We start from the raw sequence: 3,298 nt of genomic DNA, 5'->3' as shown, positions 1-3,298 counted from the left end.
CACCCCGCCTACATCCCGCACACAGTCCGCCAGGCAATCGCCGCTGCCCGACGCCGTCGATCATGAAGTTGTTGCCACGACACGCCGCGGCGGAGGGCAATAACTTCATGATCAACGGTGGGGTAAGGGGGGACAGTAGGATCTCGGGCGTGCGGGTTCTTTTGGTGGGTGGTGGCGGGCGCGAGCATGCGCTTGCGCTCGGGTTGGTGGCGGATTCGCGGGTTTCTGCGGTTGTCGCGGCGCCGGGTAATCCGGGGATCGCGGGCGTGGCTGAGCTGCGGGCCGTCAATGCCACAGATCCGGCCGCGGTGGCGGCGTTGGCCGTGGAGGTGGCGGCTGACCTGGTGGTGGTCGGGCCCGAGGCGCCACTGGTCGCCGGGGTCGCCGATGCGGTACGCGCCAAGGGCATCGCCGTGTTCGGTCCATCCGGTGCGGCCGCGCAGCTGGAGGGCTCCAAGGCGTTCGCCAAGGACGTGATGACCGCCGCTGGCGTGCCGACCGCCCGCGCGTACGTCTGCGCGGACGAGGAGAGCACCGCCCGGGCGCTGGACGAGTTCGGCGCGCCGTACGTGGTGAAGGACGACGGGCTAGCCGCCGGCAAGGGCGTGGTGGTGACCGACGACCGGGCCGCCGCGTTGGCGCACGCCAACGAGTGCGGACGGGTCGTGGTCGAGGAGTTCCTCGACGGCCCGGAGGTCAGTCTCTTCGTGGTCACCGACGGCGAGGCGGCGCTGCCGTTGGTGCCGGCACAGGACTTCAAGCGCCTCGGCGACGGCGACACCGGGCCGAACACCGGTGGCATGGGGGCGTACGCGCCGCTGGCCTGGGCGCCGTCCGGTCTGGTCGACGACGTGATGCGCGATGTGGTCCACCCGACGCTCGCGGAGATGCGTCGCCGGGGCACCCCGTTCGCCGGCCTGCTCTACGTGGGGCTCGCGATCACCGCCGCCGGCCCTCGGGTGATCGAGTTCAACGCGCGCTTCGGCGACCCGGAGACCCAGGTGGTGCTCGCGCTGCTGGAGACCCCGCTGGGCGGGTTGCTGCACGCGGCGGCCACCGGCTCGTTGGCCGAGCACCCGCCGCTGCGGTGGCGGGACGGCAGCGCCGTGACAGTGGTGCTCGCCTCGGCGGGTTATCCGGCCGCGCCGCGCACCGGAGACGTGATCACCGGTGCGGACCGTCCGGGCATCATCCACGCGGGCACCGCCCGCCGGGCCAGCGACGGCGCGTTGCTCTCCGCCGGCGGCCGGGTCCTCTGCGGTACGGCCACCGGCGTCGATCTGGCAGCCGCACGGGACGCCGCGTACGCGCTGGTGGACGGGGTGGAGTTGGCAGGCTCGCAGCACCGCACCGACATCGCCTCCGCCGCGATCGAGGATCGGATCACGATTCCCGGCTGACCCAGGCAACCACCGTCGCAGCTGCCGCCGGTCGCGCCGACCTCGACCCCCCGTACGACCCGCCGTCAGCCGTAGTAGCGGCGCAGCTCTCGGGTGAGCACCTTGCCGGTGGCGTTGCGGGGTAGGTACTTCACGAGGATCACGTCCCGGGGGACGCTGAACCGGGCCAGAAAGTGCCGGACGTACTCGCGGACCGCCTCGGGGTCGAGGGTCTCGCCGGGGTGCAGGGCGAGGAACGCGGAGAGGCGCTGGCCGTACTCGGGGTCGGGCACGCCGATCACTGCCGCCTCGCGGACCTGTGGCAGTTGCGCGAGCAGGTCCTCCACCTCGGACGGGAAGACGTTCTCGCCGCCAGAGACGATCATGTCGTCGGCCCGGCCGTCGACGAAGAGCAGCCCGTCGGCGTTGAGCCGGCCGAGGTCGCCGGTGTCGAGCAGCCCGTCGTGGGTTTCCCGGCTGGCACCTGAGGTGTAGCCCTCGAAGAGCATCTCGTTGCCGACGAAGATCCGCCCGACCCGTCCGTCCGGTACGGGTTGGCCGTCGTCGTCGAGCAACTCCAGTCGGGTGCCGTGCGGGGGACGACCAGCGGTGGTGGGTGCTTGACGCAGGTCCTGCGGGCCGGCGATGGAGGCCCAGGAGACCTCGGTGGACCCGTAGAGGTTGTAGAGGACGTCTCCGTAGACGTCCATGAACTTCGGGGCCAGTCCGCCGGGCAGGGCGGAGCCGCTGACCGCGACGACAGTGAGCTGGGGGCGCGGGTCCGGCGGGGGCACCTCCAGCAGCCGTTGCACCATCACCGGTACGGCGAAGAGCGCGTCGCAGCGGTGCGCGGTCAGGGCGGCGAGCGTTGCGGCCGGGTCGAAGCGGCGGTGCAGCACGATGGTGGCCCGTAGTGCCAGGCAGACCTGGAGGGCGGCGAATCCCCAGGTGTGGAAGATCGGTGCGGCGATCATCACCCGGTTTCGGGCGTGCAGGGGGATGCGGTCGATGATGGACACCAGTGGGCCGAAGCCGCTGGGTGTCGGCCTCCGGGCGCCCTTGGGTGTGCCGGTGGTGCCGGAGGTGAGGACGATGATCCGGCCGTCGCGCTCGGGTGGTTGCAGGTCACCGGGCAGTGCCCCGGCCACCAGTTCCTCGCGGGCGCGTTCGTCTAGCCGGTGCAGCTCGGCGGGGAGGCCGAGAACCCGATCGGCGAACTCGTCGTCGTGCACGAGGAGCCGCAGTCGCTGCTCCTCGGCGACGGTGCCCAGCTGGGCGGCGCTGAGCCCGGTGTTGACCAGTACCGCGTCGACGCCGAGCAGGGTGGCGGCGACGATCGTCTCGATCAGTCCGCTGTGGTTGCGGCAGAGCACGCCGATCCGGTCGCCGGCCTGTACGCCGAGCCCGGCCCGCATCGAGCGGGCCATCCGTTCGGCCCGGTCGAGCAGGTCGTGGTACGTCAGCTCGACGCCGTTCTCGTCGATGACGGCGGGCCGGCCCGGGTCCCGGGCGGCTGCCTGGCGTAGCTCGCCTGCCAGGCTCCACCCCCACGTGCGCAACGCGTTGAGCTGCGAGGCGACCCGGATCGGGCTGCCGGGGGTGAGCAGCCCGCGACGGGTCAGCGTGGTGACGACGAACGGCAGGTCCATGCCGCAGACCTCCTCGGGGTGGTGCGCGGACGGGCGGCGGCCCGCCCGTCCATCAGGGCTTCTTTCCTTGATCATGCACTGGGCGCGGCTGAAGGCCCAGTTCGCGTCGGCGTGGGGTGACGAAGACGGCACAGATCGTGGAGTCCGGCCCGCCGTCGGCCCGCCCCTCGAGGAGGGGCTGGGCCAGCCCCGGCGCTGCGGCGTCGGGGAGGGGCCTCCCTCATCGGGAGGAACGGAGATGTCCGTGACCGGTATCCGCAAGGCGTTGGC

The 3,298-nt window shown here is 72.1% G+C and carries 2 protein-coding genes; one reads left to right on the top strand and one right to left on the bottom strand.

All coding sequences use genetic code 11. The features are described from left to right. The first annotated feature begins 149 nt into the window (after positions 1 to 149). Positions 150 to 1,400, top strand: coding sequence for a phosphoribosylamine--glycine ligase (gene purD, locus ABZ749_RS32315; protein ID WP_357234533.1), 1,251 nt, complete (start codon positions 150 to 152; stop codon positions 1,398 to 1,400). 65 nt (positions 1,401 to 1,465) lie between these two features. Here purD and ABZ749_RS32310 read toward each other — a convergent pair whose 3' ends face one another. Further along, positions 1,466 to 3,028, bottom strand: a complete 1,563-nt coding sequence (locus ABZ749_RS32310; protein WP_357234530.1) for an AMP-binding protein — start codon at positions 3,026 to 3,028, stop codon at positions 1,466 to 1,468. Positions 3,029 to 3,298: the final 270 nt, after the last annotated feature.

It is taken from the genome of Micromonospora sp. NPDC047753 (assembly GCF_040642735.1).
GTDB lineage: Bacteria > Actinomycetota > Actinomycetes > Mycobacteriales > Micromonosporaceae > Micromonospora.
Note: the sequence above shows the minus strand (reverse complement) of the source record. Positions and strands in the feature narration are given on the sequence as shown.

Coding starts and splice junctions, on each gene's coding strand:
- ABZ749_RS32310 (WP_357234530.1), bottom strand. CDS start 3,028: ATGGACCTGCCGTTCGTCGTCACCACGCTGACCCGTCGCGGGCTGCTC.